General features: G+C 46.3%; 18 protein-coding genes, 1 pseudogene, 1 riboswitch and 1 other annotated feature. Of the genes and pseudogenes, 16 read left to right on the forward strand and 3 right to left on the reverse strand.

Annotated features, from left to right (window positions below; all coding sequences use genetic code 11):
* Nucleotides 1–32 precede the first annotated feature (32 nt).
* The 7 genes from ABJ225_RS03405 (at nt 33) to ABJ225_RS03435 (ending at nt 6,130) form a co-directional block, all read left to right on the forward strand.
* Complete coding sequence (locus tag ABJ225_RS03405; protein ID WP_347318423.1) at nt 33–632, forward strand: SCO family protein; 600 nt, start codon at nt 33–35, stop codon at nt 630–632.
* A gap of 516 nt (nt 633–1,148) precedes the next feature.
* Nucleotides 1,149–1,697: a VanZ family protein gene (locus ABJ225_RS03410; RefSeq protein ID WP_056536892.1), complete on the forward strand. Its 549-nt coding sequence runs from the start codon at nt 1,149–1,151 to the stop codon at nt 1,695–1,697.
* A gap of 74 nt (nt 1,698–1,771) precedes the next feature.
* Complete coding sequence (locus ABJ225_RS03415; protein WP_347318426.1) at nt 1,772–2,977, forward strand: phospholipase D-like domain-containing protein; 1,206 nt, start codon at nt 1,772–1,774, stop codon at nt 2,975–2,977.
* 108 nt (nt 2,978–3,085) lie between these two features.
* Nucleotides 3,086–3,517 (forward strand): hypothetical protein, encoded by a 432-nt coding sequence (locus ABJ225_RS03420; protein ID WP_347318428.1) that lies wholly within the window; start codon nt 3,086–3,088, stop codon nt 3,515–3,517.
* Entirely contained in the window at nt 3,483–4,109 is a 627-nt protein-coding gene (locus tag ABJ225_RS03425; protein ID WP_056536882.1) for an NUDIX hydrolase, read from the forward strand. Before ABJ225_RS03420 ends, ABJ225_RS03425 begins: the two co-directional genes overlap by 35 nt.
* Before the next feature lie 35 nt (nt 4,110–4,144).
* Nucleotides 4,145–4,771, forward strand: a complete 627-nt coding sequence (locus ABJ225_RS03430; protein WP_053427175.1) for a metal-dependent hydrolase — start codon at nt 4,145–4,147, stop codon at nt 4,769–4,771.
* A gap of 55 nt (nt 4,772–4,826) precedes the next feature.
* Nucleotides 4,827–5,048 (forward strand) — a binding site (T-box leader).
* A gap of 86 nt (nt 5,049–5,134) precedes the next feature.
* Nucleotides 5,135–6,130 carry a tryptophan--tRNA ligase gene (locus ABJ225_RS03435; RefSeq protein WP_347318430.1) on the forward strand — a complete coding sequence of 332 codons (996 nt, stop codon included), beginning with the start codon at nt 5,135–5,137 and terminating at the stop codon, nt 6,128–6,130.
* A 90-nt stretch (nt 6,131–6,220) separates the two neighbouring features.
* Here the strand turns inward: ABJ225_RS03435 and ABJ225_RS03440 are convergent.
* A pseudogene (locus tag ABJ225_RS03440) lies at nt 6,221–7,321 on the reverse strand (alcohol dehydrogenase catalytic domain-containing protein).
* A gap of 280 nt (nt 7,322–7,601) precedes the next feature.
* A riboswitch (SAM riboswitch) is annotated at nt 7,602–7,710 on the forward strand.
* A 75-nt stretch (nt 7,711–7,785) separates the two neighbouring features.
* On the opposite strand from ABJ225_RS03440, the gene ABJ225_RS03445 reads away from it, so the two are divergent.
* From ABJ225_RS03445 to metH, 4 genes are read left to right on the forward strand one after another with little or no spacing between them, the layout of a single operon-like run.
* Complete coding sequence (locus ABJ225_RS03445; protein WP_347318432.1) at nt 7,786–8,907, forward strand: methionine biosynthesis PLP-dependent protein; 1,122 nt, start codon at nt 7,786–7,788, stop codon at nt 8,905–8,907.
* Nucleotides 8,900–10,087 carry a cystathionine beta-lyase gene (gene metC, locus ABJ225_RS03450; RefSeq protein WP_218247233.1) on the forward strand — a complete coding sequence of 396 codons (1,188 nt, stop codon included), beginning with the start codon at nt 8,900–8,902 and terminating at the stop codon, nt 10,085–10,087. Before ABJ225_RS03445 ends, metC begins: the two co-directional genes overlap by 8 nt.
* A gap of 15 nt (nt 10,088–10,102) precedes the next feature.
* A complete protein-coding gene (locus ABJ225_RS03455) occupies nt 10,103–11,953 on the forward strand; it encodes a bifunctional homocysteine S-methyltransferase/methylenetetrahydrofolate reductase (RefSeq protein WP_218247232.1) in 1,851 nt (616 codons plus the stop codon).
* The gene (gene metH, locus ABJ225_RS03460; protein WP_218247231.1) at nt 11,934–15,380 is read left to right on the forward strand and encodes a methionine synthase; all 3,447 of its coding nucleotides are present in this window, start codon (nt 11,934–11,936) and stop codon (nt 15,378–15,380) included. Before ABJ225_RS03455 ends, metH begins: the two co-directional genes overlap by 20 nt.
* 19 nt (nt 15,381–15,399) lie before the next feature.
* Here metH and ABJ225_RS03465 read toward each other — a convergent pair whose 3' ends face one another.
* Nucleotides 15,400–16,206, reverse strand: coding sequence for an STAS domain-containing protein (locus ABJ225_RS03465; RefSeq protein ID WP_347318435.1), 807 nt, complete (start codon nt 16,204–16,206; stop codon nt 15,400–15,402).
* A gap of 124 nt (nt 16,207–16,330) precedes the next feature.
* Nucleotides 16,331–16,549 carry a hypothetical protein gene (locus ABJ225_RS03470; protein ID WP_347318437.1) on the reverse strand — a complete coding sequence of 73 codons (219 nt, stop codon included), beginning with the start codon at nt 16,547–16,549 and terminating at the stop codon, nt 16,331–16,333.
* A gap of 398 nt (nt 16,550–16,947) precedes the next feature.
* Here ABJ225_RS03470 and ABJ225_RS03475 point away from each other — a divergent pair, with 398 nt between their 5' ends.
* The 5 genes from ABJ225_RS03475 to ABJ225_RS03490 all read left to right on the forward strand — a co-directional run bounded on the left by ABJ225_RS03475 (nt 16,948) and on the right by ABJ225_RS03490 (nt 20,970).
* Nucleotides 16,948–17,781 (forward strand): STAS domain-containing protein, encoded by an 834-nt coding sequence (locus ABJ225_RS03475; RefSeq protein WP_218247228.1) that lies wholly within the window; start codon nt 16,948–16,950, stop codon nt 17,779–17,781.
* 109 nt (nt 17,782–17,890) lie between these two features.
* Nucleotides 17,891–18,862, forward strand: coding sequence for a ring-cleaving dioxygenase (locus tag ABJ225_RS03480; protein ID WP_347318439.1), 972 nt, complete (start codon nt 17,891–17,893; stop codon nt 18,860–18,862).
* Between the two features lie 13 nt (nt 18,863–18,875).
* On the forward strand, nt 18,876–19,487 hold the full coding sequence (locus tag ABJ225_RS03485; RefSeq protein WP_347318441.1) for an alpha/beta hydrolase: 612 nt from the start codon (nt 18,876–18,878) through the stop codon (nt 19,485–19,487).
* An 88-nt stretch (nt 19,488–19,575) separates the two neighbouring features.
* Nucleotides 19,576–19,878: a TIGR04104 family putative zinc finger protein gene (locus ABJ225_RS22350; protein ID WP_481900589.1), complete on the forward strand. Its 303-nt coding sequence runs from the start codon at nt 19,576–19,578 to the stop codon at nt 19,876–19,878.
* A gap of 108 nt (nt 19,879–19,986) precedes the next feature.
* On the forward strand, nt 19,987–20,970 hold the full coding sequence (locus tag ABJ225_RS03490) for a DUF3231 family protein (RefSeq protein WP_347318443.1): 984 nt from the start codon (nt 19,987–19,989) through the stop codon (nt 20,968–20,970).
* Nucleotides 20,971–21,098 lie beyond the last annotated feature (128 nt).

Consider the following 21,098-nt stretch of genomic DNA (forward strand, 5'->3'; position numbering starts at 1 on the left):
CATAGAATGTGGAGAACAGAATCAGAGGGGGTATGGCTTTGAAAAGGAAAGCGTTTTTATCGGTAATCGGACTTATCATGATCCTTCTGTCAGCTTGTAGCAACAGCGGTTTCCAAGCAGATACCAATTATAAAGTGGGGAATTTTTCATTCATCAATCAAAAGGGTGATACCGTGTCCTTGGATGATCTGAAGGGAAAGGTGTGGATTGCTGATTTTATCTTCACCAATTGTGAAACGGTCTGTCCACCGATGACATTCAATCTCACCAAGCTTCAAAAGGAACTGAAGGATGAAGGGGTAGAGGATTATCGCATCGTATCCTTCAGCGTTGATCCCGAGAATGATACGCCCGAGAAATTAACGGATTACATAGGCAACTTTGAAGCAAATACCGATAAATGGGATCTTCTTACAGGCTATGAATTCGACAAAATTAAAAATCTGGCCGAGAAATCCTTCAAATCGGTCGTGGCCAATGTATCAGATTCCGATCAAAAGATACATGGGACCAGTTTCTACCTGGTTGACCAAGAGGGGACCGTCGTGAAAACCTATAGTGGGAATTCGGATGTTCCATATGATGAAATGGTTTCAGATATGAAAGCCCTTATAAAAGAAGGGAAAAAATAAGCCTGAATAAGGCCGAGACAAATGCATAGTAGACATAGTAAAACCCGAACTGTATTTGCTTGAGAAAAGGCAGAATAGGTCGGGTTTTATTATGCTGTGTCATCGTTTCTATTTAGTCCTGAACGGAAAACATCAGCGATAGGAAGTACCTATACGGATCCTGTCCGTCATTAAGTGATGCCTTTTTAGTTCTGTCTCATGAAAGATATTTCTATCATGGTGTGGACTGTCATAGACTGGATAGTGGACGACGTGGTAAAAGTGGCCGATTGCGGTTTCGGTATGATAGAGTAATGAAGATAGTTTGAAAAGCGCAGGTGAAGGAACATGAGGAATAAGGGTATATTTATTGTGGATTGTCTTATAACATTCTTTATTCTACTTTGGGGATTGAATGCTTTTTTGAATGGAGAAGTCATTAAAGGGATCTTGTTTGTACTTTGTTTTCTCATCATGGCCGGAGTGTTCCTTTTTCGCTTCAGGCAGAAGAAATGAGGATGGTGATGGAGTAATATGATGGAACTTTGGCGTTCATTCGGCTGGTCGGTGCCGATCTTGCTTACGGCCGCCACCGCCTTGATCATGATCATCATCACGAATCAAGGGCGATCCCGAAAGAGGGATCTTCTTCCGAAAGTGTTCACGATTCTTTCAATCGGTGCCGTCTGCCTCCTGACATTGACCCCTCTGGATGGACCGAATATATCGGAAGGACAAACCAATTTTGAGCCGTTTTCAAACTTGAAGTTGAATCTCCATGGGGCGCACATTGAAGTTCCAATTCGGAATCTATTGGCTAACGTCCTTTTGTTCGTCCCGTTCGGTTTTTTCGCAGCCTGGTGGATGAAACGGAAAAAGGCATTGTGGTGGAAAGTGACGGGTGCTGGAGCGCTTCTATCCTTGATCATTGAAGTATGTCAGTATGTGTTCCCTCTCGGAAGGGCGACAGATATCGATGATTGGATGATGAACACCCTGGGTGCCTTGGTGGGGGTCCTCTTGTTTCAGGTCGGCAAGAGCCTATATAGAATAGTAAAGAACAACTGGAGAAGGGGAAGGCCGTAGACTACGGCCTTCCTTTCTTATGTATCACGCCCCTCCTTAAGACAAATGCTATAGGAAAAAGGAGGAGGGATAAAATGAAAAAATCGTTGATTTGGATTCTGAGCCTCTGCCTGTTCCTATCGTATTTACTCTGGCTGATGAATGTGGATGTGAAAAAAGGAGCGGCAGAATATGAACAAAATCATCCACCGGTCCAGACGTCCTTTTATCATGGTAAGGCATCCATTTTGAATGATGGAAAATCATTTTACTCTTCCTTAACAGCAGATGTGGAGAACGCCAGTCAATCCGTGAGCATTCATTTCTTTATCATACGGGATGATGAAGTGACCCGCCCCTTCTTCTCTTTGCTACAAAGAAAGGCAGAGGAAGGAGTAGATATTCGGTTATCGGTGGACGCGATCGGATCAGATATGAAAGGCAGGACGATCGAAGGATTGAAAGCAAGCGGGGTGAAATTCCTCAAAAGCCGATCCGTCAAACCGGAACATATATTTTATCGGCTGCATCACCGGAACCATAGGCGCATTATCGTCATTGATGATGCCATCACCTATATAGGTGGATTTAATCTGGGTAAAGAGTATATTGGGAAAGATCCCGACCTTGGCTACTGGAGGGATTATCATCTTCGGATCCAAGGTGGTGTTTCCAGGGAAGCCTCCCTTCAATTTAATCGTGATTGGAAAGAAGATGGTGGGAAGGGAAAGCAACTAACAGAAGGGAAATCGACCATACGTTCCGGGGATTCCCTTTATTCCCTGCTATTCAGTACAGGTGGGGATCTGGAAGGACGGATGATTGATTGGATTGATGACGCAGAGGAAAGCCTGATTGTCGCCACTCCCTATTTCATTCCGACTGATTCCCTCATGCACTCTCTGAAACGTGCCATTTCGAGGGGAGTGGATGTGCGCATCCTTGTCCCGGATGAGACTGATGCCTGGTTCACGAAGCCACCAGGTTATAAAATCGAAAAAGAGCTCCTGGAGGCAGGAGCAAGTGTATATCTGTATGAGAAAGGTTTCTTTCATGGGAAGGTCATGATCATCGACCATCAGTGGGCAGACGTTGGAACGGCAAATTGGGACCCGCGAAGCTTGTTCCTGAATGACGAAAGCAACTGTATAATCAAAGGGAAGATGGCAGCAGAACTCGAACAGCTGGTTCTGAAGGATATGGAGGATGGCCGCCGGCTGTCATTCAAGGATTTTGAAAGAATTCCCCTGTGGCAAAAAGGTCTTCAGTACACACCAAAGTGGGTTTTTCGCTACTTTTAGAAGGGAATGTGTTACAATGTATAAATGGTTTTTTCTGCCCGTGATCAATAGTCGGGAGCAGAAAGAAGATTGAAACGCAACAAAAGGAGAATATGAATGGACTCGGCAGTGATATTTGATATGAATGAAACATTTATGAGAGAGGACGACATGAAAGAGGTGTGGAAAGAAGAAGCTCCAGAGCTTATTCACTATCTATCCGCAAGCGGGTATAGGATATTGGCCGTGAACTGTCCGATGATGAAACAGGCGAAGGATTATTTTCATGAACTTGGCTTGCTGGAATATGTAAGTGATTTTTATGATAGGGATGCATCTCTTCCCTCAGAGTTGACGGACTCTTCCAAAGGAATCCTTGTGGGAGGAACTGGAACAAAGCTCTCAGAGATGGACTGTATGACCATCTGTATCGGGGATCTGTCTTCAGAGGAGGGGGCGGATGTTTTTCTAGAAAGGCCGATACAACTCAAATCCTACTTAGAGGCGATAAGGGAAGGGGTACAGTATGAAAGAAAAGGAGATACTCTCCATATTCAATGATCGATACGATCGTATCGGAAGCGCTGATCGTGAAGAGATCCACTCAAAAGGATTTTGGCATGAGACGTTTCACTGTTGGATTGCCTTCCGGGATCAGGGAAGGGACATGGTTTATTTTCAACTGAGAAGCATGGGGAAGAGGGACTTTCCAGGTCTGCTGGATATAACCGCAGCCGGGCATCTCTTGGACCATGAGGAAGTTTCGGATGGGATCAGGGAAGTCTATGAGGAGCTTGGGCTTGCGCTTACATTTGAAGAGCTTAACCCTCTGGGAGCGTTGAAAGAGGAATTGATCGATGGGCCACTGATCGATAGGGAATGGACGAATGTTTTCCTTCTTGAACAGCATGTCCCATTTGAAGCATTTCATCTTCAAGAAGAGGAAGTGGCAGGGATATTTGCTGCCGGTCTTGATGATGTGGAGAGTCTGATCAAAGGTGGGAAGGATTCCATCCCAGTGGACGGATTCAGGATTCGAAAAGGGAAGAAGGAATACATCAGTTCAAAGGTAGCGTGGGAAGCATTTGTTCCACATGAATCATCTTACATGCTGCAGGTGATTGATCGCATACGTGATAGATTAAGAGAGTAATCCTACATATTTTTATAGCGAAAGAGGGAAATGACTTGAATGGAACGGCACATATGACAGTGGGAGCGGCTGTCGGATTCATCATTGCCCAAACGTACGGAGCGGATGCAGTCGATACTGCCTCACTTGTCGCTGCAGGAGGGGTGTCTGCGCTTATTCCGGATCTTGATGTGAATGGCAAGCTCAGCAATAAAGTGACTTTCTCCTCCAAAATGGTGAGGTCTGCGGTCCAGGTGGTTTCATTGTTGGTGATGCTATACAGCTACTTAGAGGGAACGGGGAATGAAAGATGGCTGGGGATCGGGTATGGTGTCCTCATCCTGATCTTCTCGACATTCATCACTCAAAGAAGGATGCTCACCATCACCGGCATTGGGATAGCGGCCTGCGGTTTTCAGCTTGATACATCATGGATGTGGCTGATGGGGATCTACGTGATCATCGCCTCGTTGGTTTCACACCGGACGTATACACATTCCATCCTGGGTATCATCTATTTTTATTTCGTGGCTCTTGCCTTTCAGGGTGCTGTGATGGTGGATGGCTTGTTTCAGGCAGCCATGATCGGCTATATCAGTCATCTGATCGGGGATATGAAGTTTCTCCCATTCAATAAAAAGGGAGTGAAACTTTTTCTTCCCCTCTCTTCTAAAGAAATTTAAAATGATGGAAAAGATTGACTGGGAGAACCTGATTCTGTATGATAATAAAAACGATAGTTGAGCGTCGATAAAGAGTAGTAAACGGAACAGATGCCGCAGAGAGCTGATGGTTGGTGTGAATCAGTGCATATGGCCGTTGAATGGACTTTGGAGCTTCCCGGAATGGGCGGATTTCCCACCGATAAAAGGGAGTCCGACGGTGGATGGTCACCGTTGGCCGATAAGCGCATGCTTGATGCATGAATGAAGGTGGCACCACGGGTCTCCCGTCCTTTTCCGAGGACGGGGGACTTTTTTGTTTATAGAGAAATCAATTTCATCAGCATTTAGAGAAGGCGACAATCACAGGGGGGAAAGACTAAGATGAAACAAAGGGTGTTAACAGGTATCAAACCTACAGGGAGAATTCATTTAGGGAACTACGTTGGTGCCATCAAGCCTGCACTGAAGCTGGCGGAATCTGAGGAATATCAGGCATCTTACTTCATCGCCGACTATCACGGGATGACCAAGGTACAGGATGCGGAAGAAATGAGAAACCTTACAAGGGGGATTGCGGCAGCGTGGCTAGCACTGGGTCTTGACCCTGAAAAGGTAACGTTTTATAGACAGTCTGACGTACCGGAGATCTTTGAACTCACATGGATCCTCTCCTGTGTTACGCCAAAAGGACTCATGAACCGTGCACATGCATATAAAGCCATGACCGATGGCAACAAGGGGGCTGGACAGGAAGTTGATCATGGCGTGAACATGGGTGTCTACACATACCCTGTCCTCATGGCATCCGATATTCTGTTATTCCAGGCAGACAAGGTCCCTGTGGGAAAAGATCAGTTACAACATATCGAAATTGCCCGCGATATTGCAGGATACTTCAACAAGCAGTACGGAGAAATCTTCAAACTTCCTGAACATTTCATCCAGGAGGAGTCGGCTGTAGTACCTGGTTTGGATGGGAGGAAAATGAGCAAATCATACAATAATACCATTCCCCTTTTCGAAGAACCCGCAAAACTGAAGAAGTTGATCAATAAGATCAAGACCGATTCTTCGCTTCCGACAGACCCTAAGGACCATGATCAATCTGTGATTTTCGCTTTGTACAGGGAATTCGCCTCTCCGGAAGAGGTCATCGTGATGAAAGACCGGTTCAGGGATGGAATCAGCTGGGGAGAGGCGAAATCGGAACTGTTCCACGCCATCAATGGAAAAATGACCGGGCCGAGGGAAAGGTACATGGAACTGATGGGCTCTCCTGAAAAGATGGAGGCAATACTGGCCCGCGGAGCACAAAGGGCAAGGGAGACAACCGCTCCTTTTCTGACAGAAATCAAGAAAAAAATAGGGATTCTTTAATGCGAACCCATGCCTATTGCTTAAATCAAAAGGCCGGACTTCCTGGTAATAAGGAGGTCCGGCCTTGGTCGATTTAATGGGCGGGCTTCTTTATGGTTTCAGAATCACTTTGATGTTCCCGTCGGATTTCTCGTCAAAGATTTTATAGCCTTCGCTTGCCTGTTCCAGAGGAAGCGAGTGGGTGATGATATCAGTCGGGTCAAAAGCTCCATCTTCAATCATGCTGTAGAGCTTCGGCATCAGATGAATCACTGGAGCCTGGCCCATTTTAAGGGAAACGTTCCTGCTGAAGAAGTCACCGATCGGAAAACCATTTGCTCCAGTCGCATAGACGCCCGTCAACTGAACAGTACCGAACTTGCGCACCGCCTGAGAAGCAGTGATGATAGGACGGATCGTACCGAACTGATTATCAAAATCAGATCCGAATGATTCACCGGAAGCAACAGTCCCGTCCATCCCGACGCAGTCGATCACGACATCTGCTCCTCCATTCGTATCTTCGTGCAACAACTGTCCGATGTCCGGATTTCCCGAAAAGTCATAGATTTCTGCTCCATTCGTCTTCTTGGCATGATCAAGGCGATGCCTTACCTGATCAACGGCAATGACTCTTTTTGCCCCTTTTAACCTGGCGAATTTTTGAGCCATGAGTCCGATTGGACCACTGCCGAGGATGATGACGGTATCACCAGCCTATACACCGCTGTTCTCAACGCTCCAATATGCAGTAGGAATGACATCTGAAAGGAAAAGCACATTCTCGTCAGAAAGTTCACTTTCTTCGGGGACTTTGAACGAGGTGAAATCTGCGTAAGGGACCCTCAGGTATTCGGCTTGTCCACCAGGGTAATTCCCGTTCATTTCGGTAAAACCAAAAAGCCCGCCGACTTCACCATGGGGGTTCGATTCATCACATTGACTTTCCATCTGGTTCTGACAGAAGAAGCATTCTCCGCAGCCGATATTGAAAGGGATCACGACACGGTCTCCTTTTTTCAATGTCTTGACGTCTGCTCCCACTTCCTCGACGATTCCCATCGGTTCGTGACCGACCACATAATCCCGTGGTGGTTCGATTCCTGCCTTATATAAGTGCAGGTCCGATCCGCAAATTCCGCTTGCCGTGATTCTTACGATCATATCTGTGCTTTCCTGGATATCAGGATCTTCGACTTCCTTCACCGACATGTTTTCTTTGCCTTGGAACGTTACTGCTTACATCGATGTCACTCCATTCATATTTTGTATGATTATGGTAGTTGTTTTGAGGTAATAGGGGTGAGGTAAACCTAAGAACTGCATTTCATCGTCATCCACCCTTTCTTCATAAAAAAAGTGAATGCGGTGAAAAATGCATCTATGACCATGAAAGAAGTCTGAGTTTTGGTTTAAATTCGTCAATTCGCATTGACATTTTCCCTTTACTGGTATAAATTATGGGAAAGCCATTAAACAATCATATACGCAATTCTTATCAAGAGAGGTAGAGGGACTGGCCCGATGACACCTCAGCAACCAGCCGTGAACAAGGTATGGTGCTAATTCCAGCAAGCTGATACAGGCTTGGGCGATAAGAGGGACTTAACCATTCAAACCTTCTTATTCGTATAAGAAGGTTTTTTGATGTAAATAGGATTAAAGGAGAGGTCACGATGAGTCGACATATTGAAACATTACTGGTGCAGGCGGGGAACAGAAAGGATGCAGGAACAGGTGCTGTCAGTCTCCCCATCCACTTATCGACAGCGTATGAACATAAGGGCATCGGGCAGTCGACGGGCTTCGATTATTCACGTACGGGGAATCCAACGAGAAGTGCATTGGAAGAAATACTTGCGCAACTGGAAGGGGGGCAGAAAGCATATGCCTTCTCATCCGGCATGGCTGCGGTCCACGCTGTTCTGTCCCTATTTCAAAGCGGTGACGAACTGGTCGTTTCCAAAGATCTTTATGGGGGAAGCTACAGGCTGTTTAAACAATACGAAGCACAGTATGGGATTAAATTCCGCTTTGTGGATACAGCATGCATTGAAGAAGTGGAAGCATCTGTCACGCCATCCACGAAGGGGATATTTGTAGAGACTCCGACGAATCCACTGATGAATGAAGCGCCGATCCGGGAAATCAGCCGGGTGGCAAGGAAACATAATGTACTGCTCATTGTGGACAATACCTTTTATACCCCGGTCATTCAGAGACCGATTGAAGAGGGTGCTCATATCGTCGTCCATAGTGCAACGAAGTATCTTGGAGGTCATAACGATGTCCTAGCCGGTGTAGTGGTGGTCGACTCAGAATCTCTGGCCGACCGAATCTATACGGTTCAGAATTCTATCGGTGCCACCCTTGCACCATTGGACTGTTGGCTCTTGATAAGAGGAATGAAGACGCTTGGCTTGAGGATGAAACAGCACGAATCAAATGCGAAACAAATTGCTTCGTATCTTGAAAGTCACTCATCCATCACTGATGTCCTGTATACAGGGAAAGGCGGAATGCTTTCGTTCCGTCTGAGGAAAGAGGAGTGGGTCGGGCCGTTCCTGGAGCGCCTGGAGTTGATTACATTCGCTGAAAGTCTTGGGGGAGTGGAGAGTTTCATCACATACCCGGCTACCCAGACGCACGCGGATATTCCCGAAGAAGAACGGATCGTTCTCGGAATATGCAACCGGCTACTACGATTTTCAGTGGGAATCGAAAATGCAGACGATCTGATTCAAGACCTTGAGCAAGTATTGACGAATCTGGAGAAAGAGGTGTTTTTATATGAGTGATAAAAAGGAGTTCAGCATCCAGACATCCCTCATCCACAGTAATGGAGTGGATAAAGAGACCGGCGCCGTCAGTACGCCGATTCATCATGCGACCACATTCCACCAATCAGATTTTGATCAGTATGGAAACTATGATTACAGCCGTTCGGGTAATCCCACTCGTGAGAAAGTCGAAGAAGCCATCGCGGAACTTGAGGGCGGTGTAAGAGGGTTTGCTTTTTCATCGGGTATGGCAGCCATTTCTACTAGCTTCCTTTTGTTATCAGGCGGAGACCATGTCCTGGTATCTGAAGAGGTGTACGGAGGCACGTATAGGATGATCACGGAAGTATTGACCAAATTCGGGATCGAGTACTCATTTGTCGACATGAAAGATCTTCACGAAGTCGCCTGCGCCATTCGCCCGAATACAAAGGTGATCTATATGGAGACCCCCTCCAATCCGCTGCTCAATATCACCGATATTGAAGGGGTCGTCAAGCTTGCTAAAGCCCATGGGTGTATGACGTTCCTTGATAATACATTCATGACGCCCCTCCTCCAAAGACCGCTCAGTCTCGGAGTGGATGTGGTCCTTCACAGTGCCACAAAATTCCTCGCCGGCCACAGTGATGTCTTGGCGGGACTCGCCGTTACAGGAGATGAAGAGATTGCCAAAAAGCTCGCATTTTTGCAGAATTCCTTTGGGGCAGTCCTTGGTGTCCAGGACTGCTGGCTGTTGCTTCGCGGGATGAAGACTCTTCATGTGAGATTGAAAGAGTCGTCCGAATCAGCCTTCAAGATTGCCAGATTCCTTGAGAAAAGGGGTGAAGTGGAGCATGTATATTATCCGGGCCTCACGTATCACCAGGGTCATGAAATCCAAGTAAGGCAGGCCGAAGGGCCGGGAGCGGTGCTTTCCTTCCGACTTAAGGGGGCAGATGAAGTAAAGCAGCTCATCGACCATATCCATATTCCGGTATTTGCTGTGAGCCTGGGTGCAGTGGAGTCGATTTTATCCTATCCTTCAAGGATGTCGCATGCTTCCATGCCTCGTGAAGAAAGGGAAAGAAGAGGGATCACCGATGGTCTTCTCAGACTTTCGGTAGGGCTGGAAAATGTCGATGAACTGATTGCGGATCTTTCCAAAGGTCTGGATGCCATTACATCAAACAAACCGTCAAAGATCATTAACTTATAGGAGGGATGGAACAAAATGAGAGCTTTATTGGATGCACTATCTGAAAACATACTGATTGCGGATGGTGCGGTCGGAACCCTCCTATACTCGTATGGGGTGGACCGATGTTTTGAAGAATTAAATCTTTCCCATCCTGAAGAAATCGTCAATGTGCATAAGCAATATATAGATGCAGGCGCCGATATTATCCAGACCAATACGTATGGTGCGAATTATGCGAAACTTTCCAGATATGGTCTTCAAGATCAGGTGAAAGAAATCAATGAAGCAGCCGTACGACTGGCGAAAAAGGCAGCCGGGCAAGGAACATATATCCTCGGGACCATCGGGGGGATCCGGGCCATCAATCAGCATATCAGCCTTGAAGAAGTGAAAAGGGGCTTTAGAGAACAACTATACTGCTTGCTCCTTGAAGGGGTCGATGGGATCCTCCTCGAAACCTATTACGACTTTGAAGAGCTCAAAACCGTCTTGCAAATCGTGAAGAAAGAGACCGATCTGCCGGTCATCGCACAGGTATCCATGCATGAAACCGGAGTATTGCAAAACGGGATGGATATAAAGGACGCCCTTGGGGAATTGGAACTCCTCGGTGCCGATATTGTCGGGATCAACTGCCGGATGGGTCCTTTCCATATGGTAAAGTCCTTGGAGGGAGTTCCTTTGCCCAAGTCGTCCTTTTTGTCGGTCTATCCGAACGCAAGTCTTCCAAACTATGAGGAAGGGCGCTTCTACTATGCGGCAGAGCCTGATTACTTTGGAGACATAAGCAATGAATTGCGCCTCCAGGGTGCCAGAATCATCGGGGGCTGTTGCGGAACGACACCAGCCCATATAAAAGCTGTAAAGGAACGGTTGATATCAAGGGAACCGGTTAAAGAAAAAAAGGTGAAAACGCAAGAGCTGATTAAGCTCAAAGATCCCCATATTCAAAAAAACCTCCTCCATAGAAAGGTAAAGGAGAAAAAAACGCTCATTGTTGAACTGGATCCCCCGAAGCATCTCGACACCGGATTGTTCTTCCAAGGAGCAAAAGCTCTAAAAGAAGAGGGAATCGATGCGATAACCCTTGCGGATAATCCGCTTGCTTCCCCCAGGGTCAGCAATGATGCAATGGGAACCCTAGTCCAACAGAAATTTGGCCTTGATCCCCTTGTGCATATCACTTGCCGTGATCGTAATCTCATCGGCCTGCAATCCCACTTGATGGGCCTGCATACCCTTGGTATTCATAATATTCTGGCGATAACAGGCGATCCCGCAAAGATTGGTGATTTTCCAGGTGCTGCCTCGGTATACGATCTTTCCTCCATCGAACTGATCGAGCTCATCAAGCAAAATAATGACGGATTATCTTTTTCTGGTAAATCGCTGAGACAACGAACGAACTTTTCTGTCGGTGCAGCCTTCAATCCTAACTTCAGGCATTTGGATGCTTCCGTAAAGCGTCTCGAGAAAAAACAGCACGCCGGAGCGGACTATTTCATTTCACAACCGGTTTTCAGTTGTGAACACCTCGTACAAATTGCAGAAGCGACCAGTCATTTGCATGCGCCATTATTCATCGGAATCATGCCATTAATCAGTTCGCGCAATGCCGAGTTCCTTCATCATGAGGTTCCGGGGATCAAGGTGCCGGATGAAGCACGGAAATTGATGAAAGAAGCAGAGGGGGATCCGCTACAATCCAGGGCGGTGGGCATGGAAATTGCAAAGGAATTAGTGGAAACGGCAATGGAACTGTTCAACGGGTTGTACATCATCACTCCGTTCATGCGCTATGATATGAGCATTGAATTGATTAGGTATGCTAATTTGATTGAAAAGGAAAAGAGGGAAGTACCATATGACCACAACATTGTTTGAACAACAGCTCAAGAAGAAAATCATGATTCTTGACGGTGCGATGGGCACGATGCTTCAGCAAGCGAATCTCTCTCCGGATGATTTCGGTGGGGAAGATCTTGACGGATGTAATGAACATTTGGTGTTGACGGCACCAGACGTTATCACCCATATTCATTCTGAATACTTGCGTGCAGGTGCGGATATCGTAGAGACCAATACATTCGGAGGGACCCCTGTCGTTTTGGAGGAATACGGGATCGGACATAAGGCGTATGAGATCAACCGTGTGGCTGCAGAACTTGCAAGGAAGGCAGTAGACGCATTCAGCACGCCAGATTGGCCGAGATTCGTTGCCGGAGCGATGGGGCCAACCACGAAAACGTTATCTGTCACGGGCGGGATCACATTCGATGAACTGGCCGATGATTACAAAGTTCAAGCTGAAGGCCTACTTGCTGGTGGAGTGGATGTCCTTCTCCTCGAAACGAGTCAGGACGCCCTGAACGTCAAGGCGGCAAACTTAGGGATCAGACAGGCCTTTTCCACTGTAGGCAGAGAAATCCCGATCCTTCTTTCCGGAACCATCGAGCCTATGGGCACGACGCTTGCCGGTCAGAATATCGAAGCGTTCTATTTATCACTTGAGCATTTGAATCCCCTTGTAGTGGGGTTGAATTGCGCAACGGGACCAGAATTCATGACCGATCACCTGAGGACGCTCTCAGGACTTTCATCCTCGTATGTGAGCTGCTACCCAAACGCAGGGCTTCCGGATGAAGAAGGCCATTACAACGAAACGCCTGCATCTTTAAGCATCAAGATGAAAGGATTTGCAGAAAAAGGCTGGTTGAATCTTGTGGGAGGCTGTTGCGGTACGACACCAGAACACATCCGCGCCATTCGTGAAGCAGTGAAGGATCTGCCACCGCGACTACCGGAAGAGGTTCATCCCCACGCGGTATCTGGCATCGAGCCTTTTATCTACGACGATCCCGATAATCGCCCCATCTTGGTAGGGGAAAGAACCAATGTTATCGGGTCAAGAAAATTCAAAAGGTTGATTTCAGAAGGGAAGATCGAAGAAGCATCGGAAGTCGCCCGGGCACAGGTGAAGAATGGGGCGCAGGTGATCGATATCTGTCTTGCGGACCCTGACCGTGATGAAGCTGAAGATATGAACATTTTCATCCAGGAAGCTGTTAAAAAAGTGAAGGTTCCCCTCGTTATCGATTCAACGGATGAAGAGGTGATGGAGGGTGCCCTCCGGTTCATACAAGGGAAGGTGATCATCAATTCAGTCAATCTTGAGGATGGGGAAGAACGTTTTGAAAAGGTGGCTGGCCTTGTGAAAAAATACGGAGCAGCCATAGTGGTGGGAACGATTGATGAGGAAGGCATGGCCGTCAGTGCAGAGCGCAAGGTGGAAATTGCACAGCGCTCACACAAGCTTTTGACCGGTAAATACGGTATCCGTTCAGAAGATATTATATTCGATCCCCTCGTATTCCCTGTAGGTACAGGGGACGAACAGTATATCGGTTCTGCTTCAGCCACGATCGAAGGGATCAGGAGGATCAAAGAAGTGCTCCCTGAGTGTCCCCATATTCTCGGTGTAAGCAATGTGTCCTTCGGGCTCCCGCCGGTGGGGAGGGAAGTCCTGAATGCTGTTTATCTTTACCATTGTACGAAGGCAGGACTGGACTACGCCATCGTCAATACGGAAAAACTCGAACGATTTGCATCCATTCCCGAAGAAGAGGTGAAGCTGGCGGAACGGTTGCTTTTTGATACCACCGATGCCAACCTTGCAGAATTCACTGCCTTCTACCGAGGGAAGAAGAAAGAATCGAAGGTCCCCGTCAATACCATGTCCCTTGAAGAAAGGCTTGGACACTATGTAGTGGAGGGCACAAAAGAAGGACTTTTGCCGGATCTGGAAGAAGCACTACAAACATATGACTCACCCCTATCCATCATAAATGGCCCCTTGATGGCAGGCATGAGTGAAGTGGGAAGGCTCTTCAACGACAATCAACTCATTGTTGCAGAAGTCCTGCAGAGTGCAGAAGTGATGAAAGCATCTGTAGCCTTCCTTGAACCCCACATGGAGCAAAGCGAATCTTCATCTTCTAAAGGAAAGGTCATCCTTGCCACTGTGAAAGGGGATGTACATGATATTGGTAAGAATCTTGTTGACATCATCCTCAGTAACAACGGCTATGAGGTGCATGACCTCGGGATCAAAGTGGCGCCTCAGGAGCTCATTGAGGTCATAAAAAAAGAAAAACCCGACATCGTCGGTTTATCGGGTCTGCTTGTGAAATCCGCTCAGCAGATGGTCATTACTGCCCATGATATGAAACAAACTGGAATCGATGTTCCCATCGTCGTCGGAGGGGCCGCTCTTACCCGCAAATTCACTTCTACGAAAATTGCCAAAGAATATGCCGGCCTGGTGTTATATGCCAAGGATGCCATGGATGGTCTCAGCATCATGAATGGTATTCAAGATGTAGATAAAAGAAAAGAGCTGGAACAAAAACGGTCATTGGACCTCGCTGCACATACTGAACCGGTTGCCATAAAAGAGGAGGAAGGTGGGGGTCTCGCGGTAAAGGTCCGTTCGGAGGTATCAACCGACGTCGATGTGTTCATCCCGCCAGACTATAGCGATCATATTATCCGGGAATTTTCACTTGATCATATCCGTCCATATATCAATGAGCAGATGCTTCTTGGTCACCATCTCGGAATTAAAGGGAAAATTACAAGACTCCTGGCTGAAGGAGATGAGCGGACGGTTGGACTTAAGAAGATGGTTGATGATTTATTTTCGAAAGCGAAAGAGGACGGACTGATCCAAGCGTCTGCTCTCTATCGGTTCTTCCCGGCACAGGCATCAGGGGAGGACGTTCTGATTTATGATCCCGAAGATCACCAGAAGATCATCGAAACATTCCATTTCCCTAGACAAAAAGGAAATCAGTATCTTTGCCTTTCAGATTACTTGAGGCCGCTTGAAAGTGGAGAGATGGACTACGTAGGCTTCTTTGCCGTCACAGCAGGATATGGAATCCGGCAGTGGGCCAAAAAACTAAAGGAGGAAGGAAGATTCCTGGAAAGCCACGCCCTCCAAGCGTTAGCACTGGAAACCGCTGAAGGTCTGGCGGAAAGAGTTCATGAAATGATGAGGAGCAGATGGGGGTTCCCCGACCCAGTCGATATGAGCATGCAAGACCGATTCAGGACAAAGTATCAGGGACAAAGATTTTCTTTTGGTTATCCCGCTTGTCCCGATCTGGAAGATCAGAGCAAGCTTTTCAAACTGATTCAGCCCGAGCGCATCGGCATCCACCTCACCGATGGATGCATGATGGAACCCGAAGCATCCGTTACTGCCATGGTATTCGCCCATCCGGAAGCGCGATATTTTAATGTCCTATAGAAAAAACAACGGAAATCCTTTAGAGGATTTCCGTTGTTTTATGTACAAATGTAAAACCCATTTCCTGAAGTGCGATGGCGATGGTCGGCTTCACTTTCAACCATGAAAAATCAATGCCCATTTGAACAGCTGTTTGAGCGACTTCCGGCCTGATTCCTGATAAAACGATGTCCACACCGATGAGGTTGAGTGCGGAAATGATCCGGAACAGCTGTTGAGCAACCATTGTATCAACGATTGCTACGCCTGATAAGTCGATGAATAGAAGGTCCAGCTCTTTTTTTAAACTATCCTCGAGTGAATGGGTGAGGATTGCTTTAGCCCGGTGAGTGTCAATGTCCCCGATCAAAGGGAGGATGCCGACTTTTGGAGCTACTTCAATGATCGGGCTACTCAACTCATTGATCAGCTCCTGCTGACCGGACAAAATCCGGTTGGAATGGATTTCAAAAGTGCCGAGGAACACATCGGTCACTTTGTCGAATATTCGGTTGACCCCTATCAACCATTCCAGGAAGACAGGGTCTGCTACGAATGCATCAGGTAGGGTTTCCTTTACCTTATCAACAAAGATGTGTTTGAGCCTATTCAGCTCGTGAATTTCCAAACGGGGTGGCCTTAAGAGACCCAGTCTTTCATCGACTGCTTTTTCAGCCCAACCAATAATTTTCTCATCGGACGGCAAAGGCGTGGAACGAAGAAGAAGGATGAACTCGATCAGTCCCTCCTTCAGTTTGTCGCTTTGGGGTGAACCTTTTGCCCACTCCTCGGCGATCTGATCGCACAATTCAAGGGTGAGGTGTTGATGGATGAGGTTTGTGTCCATATGTCTCTCGCTTTCGTATAGAGTTCGATCTCTCGTTATCTATACCCGTTGGGGGAGTAAATAAACACAATATAATTGTAATTTTTAAATAGGGAATATAGTATTTCGTGAAGGTGAATAGGGGTCAGTGGGATTTCAGATTCTTTTTGGGAAGTCTTATAGAATCAGGTGATTGATACGATGATTCCATGATGATCAAAATTTTTTCTTCTGAAAAACCGCTGATCATCGCGAGGTTTTCAAGGGTGGGAGCTAATTCCAGCGACTTACAAAATCGGCAGGCGCTTTGGATGGCCAATAATTCGATATAGTGTCTCGACAGCTTCTCTTTCAATTGTTTCATCCCCCTTCATTGGATTGGCCGTCTTCAGGATGGAGATCTACCCCGATGCAGGAAGGAAAGGTATCATCAAACACCATACAGGGATTCGTTTAAATATTCAATCTATTATTTCTATTATATACTTTATAATTGGAATTGTAGAGAAGTATTTTCAAATTCTCACGGATTTTAAAAAAATTTGTCGAAAGTTCAATGTCATACTAGTATTAAAGAGTTTGATACTGGTAAAATGTGAAAGACTTCAGATATACTAATATCATCAAACCGGTTAGTTTAATGAACCTGCAGGGTAGTGGATAAAAGCCGCAATGCTTATATAGTTCATACATACACGACTAGGGAGATCCCCCGGTCGCTGCAAAAGGTTTCAGGAAGAGCTGCCTTAAAGGAGGAGCACCATGCCAAGCAATCAGGATTTTTACGAATTTTTAATCGAGAGGGCAAAACAGTTAACGGACGACTGGTATAATTCACTTGATAAAAGCAATACATCCGGGGTGTATTCCTCATCCAATCCACAAGTAATTGAAAATCTTAAAAATCAAAATTTCGAATTCCATGGAATTCTTTGCAGTATTTTTATTAAAGAGCGACTTGAGTTCGAACACGATCTGGATAAATGGATTCTGTCGATTGCAGAAGACAAAGAACACATCGACACGCCGAATCATCATATCCTGAAAGAGTTTGTCAGGGTAAGGGAGCAATACCTCGGCTTTTTACAGGAATTCAAAGATAGGTGGTCCTCTGAAGAAGACGGATTTGATGTTTTTAATGAATGGTGGAAACTGTTGGTTCAATCGTTCGATCATGCAATGGTCCGCTTCGTAGAAATGCAGACGGCCGTAGTGAATAAACAGCTCCAGGCTCAGCAGGAAGTCATAAATGAGCTGAGTTCTCCTGTGATCAAGCTGAATGATCAGACTGCCCTGCTTCCACTTGTGGGCAATATCGAACCCACGAGGGCTGAGTATATTCTTGAAAGTGCCCTTGAACAATGCGTTGAGAAGGGTGTCTCTCAACTATTTATCGATTTATCGGGAGTGGTACTGATCGACACGATGGTGGCGCATCAGCTGTTCAATCTCATGGACGCTCTTCAGCTCATAGGTGTCAAACCAATTCTGTCCGGACTCCGGCCTGAAATCGCCCAGACAGCCGTTCAGTTGGGATTGAAATTTGATAATCTCACCATCACCTCCACCCTTTCCCAAGCGCTAAACAGGCTCTGAAAATGGGTGAAATTAGAGAAAGCAATTCTGCTTTCTCTTTATTTTGACTTCTGATATCTTGAATTAAAGATAATTTTCGGTTATACTTTTACTAAAAGGAGGGGACAACATGGAGGTAAAAGCAATCAAAGGACATCACCATGTGTCAGCCATCACAGCGAACGCGCGCAAAAACCTGGATTTTTATACTGGTGTTCTCGGCATGAGGTTAGTCAAGAAAACAGTGAATCAGGATGATCCATCGGTGTATCATCTTTTTTATGCAGATGAACGTGGGAATCCCGGTACGGATTTTACTTTTTTTGAAATACCTCCTGCGGCCAGGACTCATTACGGTACGAATAGTATATCTATGACCTCCCTTAGGGTAAAGGATGATCAAGCGCTGGCTTATTGGGAAGATCGATTTAGACAGCTTGGCGTGGAACATGAAAGCATTTCAGTCTTTACCGGGCGTGCGTCGATTTCCTTTCGGGATCCCGAAGGTCAGAGATTGATGCTCGTTTCGGATGAAGAAAATACTGGTGTCCCTGGAGGAATCCCTTGGGAAAAGGCGTCAGTTCCTGCTCGCTTTGGCATCACCGGTCTCGGGCCGGTCCAACTAACGGTATCAAGGAGTGAACGGACAGCCAGGGTGTTAACTGAAATCCTTGGCTTTAGGGAAACAAGGTCCTTTGCTTCCCCTGTGGATGGTCAAAAGGATATCAGGGTATTTGAAACAGGGGAAGGCGGAACGGGTAGTGAAATTTTCTTAGAAGAGCGCAAGGATCTCCCAGGTGAAAGACCGGGACGAGGCAGCGTTCACCATCTTGCACTGAGGGTGGAAGATGAAATGGAACTACGAAAATGGATTGACCGAATCAACAAGTCTGGCTATGCAAACTCGGGATTCGTTGACAGGTACTACTTCAGATCCCTTTACTTCCGTGATCCGAATGGAATCCTTTTCGAACTTGCTACGGATGGACCGGGATTCGACCAAGACGAAGAGTTAGAGTCGCTAGGAGAATCACTGGCTCTTCCCCCGCATCTTGAACCAAGACGAAATGAGATTGAACAGTCATTAAAACCTTTATCCTAAGGAGGATGAGACCATGAAACATATTTATCAAAAAGGAACAAAAGAAAACGCACCGACACTTCTGCTATTGCATGGAACAGGAGGGGACGAGCGTGACTTATTGCCTCTCGCTGATATGATTGCCCCCGGCGCATCTGTTCTCAGCGTGAAGGGGAATGTCAGTGAAAACGGGATGCCAAGATTCTTCGCACGGCTCGCAGAGGGGGTTTTTGACGAAGAGGATCTCGTTTTCAGGACAAAGGAATTGAAAGACTTTATTGATCATAGCGCGGAAGAGTATGGGTTCGATCGGGATCAGGTGGTCGCCATCGGATACTCGAACGGAGCGAACATCGCAGGAAGCATGATCTATCATCATGAAGATTCTCTTGCGGGCGCGATCCTTTTTCATGCCATGGTACCGAGAAGAGGAGTGGATATTCCCGCACTTGAAAAATTACCAGTTTTCATCGGCGCAGGCACGGTGGATCCGATCATCCCTAAGCCGGAAACGGAAGAGCTGGTCCGGAACTTGAGGGAATCAGGTGCTGATGTGACCGACTACTGGACAAATGGCGGTCATGAGCTTAGGAGAGATGAAGTGGAAGAGGCATCCCGTTGGTTCCATGTCCATTTCGTTAAATAGGAGTACAGTCGGGATTCCATCTATCCCCCGGCCAATTGTAGTGATACAATCTAAGAAGAGGGTATCACTGTAGGAGGCTTCAATAGATATGCAAAAATGTGAAAAATGCGGTCGGTCATTCCGTTGGAAAGATGTTTTATTTTCCATTTGGCAATCCTATAAACCGATTACATGCAGTCATTGCAACACCAAACATATTATCAATTTCACTTCGAAATTCATCGTTTCCTTTATGGTTCTGCTCCTGGCGCTGGTGGTCATTGTTTATTTGGCTCCTGCCAATGGTTGGTCAAAACCAGCCACATTCGGAGTCGCACTGGTCGTGGTTTTCTGTATCACTTTCACACTTCCGACCTTTGTACGTTACGAGGTTCCCACAACTAAACGATAGCAAAAAGGTGCTTCTTACGAGAAGCGCCTTTTTTAATTGATGTAACTGATACGAATACAAGTAGGGAAAAAGACAACACTATTGAAAAAGGATAAAGGAGCACTCCCTATGAGTATTAAAGACATTCAACTCACAACGGCTGAGATTGCTGCCCTTTGGACCACATATATGAAATGTACGGCGATGGATTGCTTTTACCAGCATTTCCTCATCCAGATGGAGGATGAGGCCATAAGGGATATTCTCGTTCAACACGCAGAGGCCAATACAGGGTGGATCCAAGAGTTAAAGTCCATATTTCAATGTGAAGGGTTTCCTGTGCCGAAAGGATTTTCATCTGCTGATGTCGATCTGACTGTCCCGCCTCTCTTCACAGATATCTTCGTGTTGAGCTTTGTGTACAGAGGAGGGCAAGTGACGAACGAGCATTTCACTTCCTTGCTAGAGACCGTGGCTCGAGCCGATGTGCTGTCCTTTTTTGAGGATTCGTTGGCAATAAGTGTGAAACTTTATAAGTCATCGTTGAATCTAATGCTTGAAAAAGGTTTGTATGATCGTCCTCCGAAGATCCCATATCCCGATTGTGTTGGGTTTGTAAAAGAGAACCCTTCCTTGATTGGTCAGATCCTTGGTGAAAACCGTCCGTTAAATGTACTCGAATTGAGCGAACTGTTTTTCATCATTGAACGTAACTGCATCGGCCTCGTCCTATTAAAGGGTTTCCTGCAGGTTGTAAAGGACCGGGAAGTAAGTGACTATTTAAAAAAAGGGAAGAAGCTTAGTGAAAAACAGATCACAGCGTTCAACAAGATCATTATGGAAGATGATGCATTCCCGACATACCCGGTAACAATGGAAGTAACGGATTCAACTGAATCACCATTTTCCGTTAAGCTTCTTGTATTCTTCATTACAAGCTCGAATGCAGTGGGACTAAGTACGATGTGTCACGCCATTACCATGTCTACAAGGAAGGACCTCGGTGTACAATTCGCCATGTTCGTGACCGAGATTTTAAAGTTTGGGTCCACAGGATTGGATCTGTTCGTAAGAAGGGGATGGATGGAAGAGCCGCCGCAAAAGAAAATATAATCGGAATGATTGGTTCAACCCTCTTTCAGCGGAAAGGGGGTTTTATGCTACTATAAATATATCCGGTCCATCTTGAAACTCGACTTGATGCGCAGAATGATTGACGCTCAAACATCAGGCTGGGCAGA

Source organism: Rossellomorea sp. RS05 (assembly GCF_039822645.1).
In the GTDB taxonomy this organism is placed as follows: Bacteria; Bacillota; Bacilli; order Bacillales; family Bacillaceae_B; genus Rossellomorea; species Rossellomorea marisflavi_B.

Excerpts from the sequence above, each read along its gene's own strand:
- ABJ225_RS03405 (WP_347318423.1), top strand. The coding sequence starts at position 33 with ATGGCTTTGAAAAGGAAAGCGTTTTTATCGGTAATCGGACTTATCATG.
- ABJ225_RS03470 (WP_347318437.1), bottom strand. The coding sequence starts at position 16,549 with ATGAAACAATTGAAAGAGAAGCTGTCGAGACACTATATCGAATTATTG.
- metC (WP_218247233.1), top strand. The coding sequence starts at position 8,900 with ATGAGTGATAAAAAGGAGTTCAGCATCCAGACATCCCTCATCCACAGT.
- ABJ225_RS03445 (WP_347318432.1), top strand. The coding sequence starts at position 7,786 with ATGAGTCGACATATTGAAACATTACTGGTGCAGGCGGGGAACAGAAAG.
- ABJ225_RS03425 (WP_056536882.1), top strand. The coding sequence starts at position 3,483 with ATGAAAGAAAAGGAGATACTCTCCATATTCAATGATCGATACGATCGT.
- metH (WP_218247231.1), top strand. The coding sequence starts at position 11,934 with ATGACCACAACATTGTTTGAACAACAGCTCAAGAAGAAAATCATGATT.
- ABJ225_RS03475 (WP_218247228.1), top strand. The coding sequence starts at position 16,948 with ATGCCAAGCAATCAGGATTTTTACGAATTTTTAATCGAGAGGGCAAAA.
- ABJ225_RS03410 (WP_056536892.1), top strand. The coding sequence starts at position 1,149 with ATGGAACTTTGGCGTTCATTCGGCTGGTCGGTGCCGATCTTGCTTACG.
- ABJ225_RS03485 (WP_347318441.1), top strand. The coding sequence starts at position 18,876 with ATGAAACATATTTATCAAAAAGGAACAAAAGAAAACGCACCGACACTT.
- ABJ225_RS03480 (WP_347318439.1), top strand. The coding sequence starts at position 17,891 with ATGGAGGTAAAAGCAATCAAAGGACATCACCATGTGTCAGCCATCACA.
- ABJ225_RS03465 (WP_347318435.1), bottom strand. The coding sequence starts at position 16,206 with ATGGACACAAACCTCATCCATCAACACCTCACCCTTGAATTGTGCGAT.
- ABJ225_RS03415 (WP_347318426.1), top strand. The coding sequence starts at position 1,772 with ATGAAAAAATCGTTGATTTGGATTCTGAGCCTCTGCCTGTTCCTATCG.
- ABJ225_RS22350 (WP_481900589.1), top strand. The coding sequence starts at position 19,576 with ATGCAAAAATGTGAAAAATGCGGTCGGTCATTCCGTTGGAAAGATGTT.
- ABJ225_RS03490 (WP_347318443.1), top strand. The coding sequence starts at position 19,987 with ATGAGTATTAAAGACATTCAACTCACAACGGCTGAGATTGCTGCCCTT.
- ABJ225_RS03435 (WP_347318430.1), top strand. The coding sequence starts at position 5,135 with ATGAAACAAAGGGTGTTAACAGGTATCAAACCTACAGGGAGAATTCAT.
- ABJ225_RS03455 (WP_218247232.1), top strand. The coding sequence starts at position 10,103 with ATGAGAGCTTTATTGGATGCACTATCTGAAAACATACTGATTGCGGAT.